We start from the raw sequence: 1,109 nt of genomic DNA on the forward strand, positions 1-1,109 counted from the left end.
TAGCCAAAAACACTGGAAATAATGGCGCCTACCAGACTGCCTAAAAAGCCCCACCACCCCATATTGGAGGCTGTTTTTGTGGCTTTAGTCGCAGTGTTTTTTGCTCCCTTGATCGTATCCTCAAGATTGTCTGAGAGTGTTTCTGCCCGTTCTTCAAGGACTTTGATGGCTTTTTCGGTCTTTTCTTCTGCGCTTTGATAGAGTTGGACGGCACGGTTTACTGCTGTTTGTGCATCCGCACGGGACATGCCATCGGTCACAAGGGCCTTGATGATATCACTTCGATCAAATTTTGTCGTGAGATCTTCTACACGATCAGACAGACGCTCACCAAGATTTTTTAAAGTGGTGCGATAGTAAGAAGGATCATTTTTGAAAGCTGTTATCGCAGAACCAATATCATTGAGTGCAGCTTGATAGGTTTGTTTTAAGCGCTCAGGGTTGAGAGCAGGAATGTCGCTTTTATTGAGAAGGGTGCGCAATTCACTCGAAAGTTGGTCAAAATTGATGCCATTGTCACTATTTTTTGCAAAAAACTTTTCAAGACTTTCGCTGTTTAAGTTTGCAAGTATGGGGGAAATATTGTTTTTGAGGCTGTCCACGGTTTGTTGGACCATGGAGCTGTTTTCTAGAGCCGTTTTAGCTCCTATCTTTGCTGTACTAGAAACCACGTGGATGGCTTGGAGGGTCATCAGCAATGTTATGAGAGCCCAGGTGAGAAAGCCATGAAGAGTCCCTGAGGTTTCAGCAAAACGTCCAGCTACAAAGCCTCCCAAGGCTAGGCTAATCAGTGTAACGATAACAGAGCCCACGCCAAAGGAGAGGAAAGAGCCTTCAAATGGGGTTGAAGAAGTAAAATCCATTTGGCTTAAGCCTAAAGCGGCGACCAGAAAAGAAAGGCAGATTGAGGTGGCAAGAGCTGTCACCAGTCCCGCAAAGATTGCGGACCATGAAATGGGTGTGTGAAAGAGTGAATATTTTTCTTCTAGAGATGTTTCTCCTAGAAAATTCGTCTCGAATGGTGTGTTTTCAGGAATGCGAGTTTCCATGTTTTATCTCCTTGAATATGCTGGAGATACAATGCCTTTTTGCAAATTATGTTCCAAAAG

General features: G+C 44.1%; 1 protein-coding gene. It reads right to left on the minus strand.

Annotated features, from left to right (window positions below):
- Window positions 1-1,049, minus strand: a 1,049-nt coding sequence (locus ACFIK0_RS09180) for a DUF3792 domain-containing protein (protein ID WP_375663883.1), incomplete at its 3' end; no start/stop codon positions are given.
- Window positions 1,050-1,109: the final 60 nt, after the last annotated feature.

Origin of the sequence: Bartonella sp. CL63NXGY, from assembly GCF_042194905.1 — a bacterium.
GTDB lineage: Bacteria > Pseudomonadota > Alphaproteobacteria > Rhizobiales > Rhizobiaceae > Bartonella.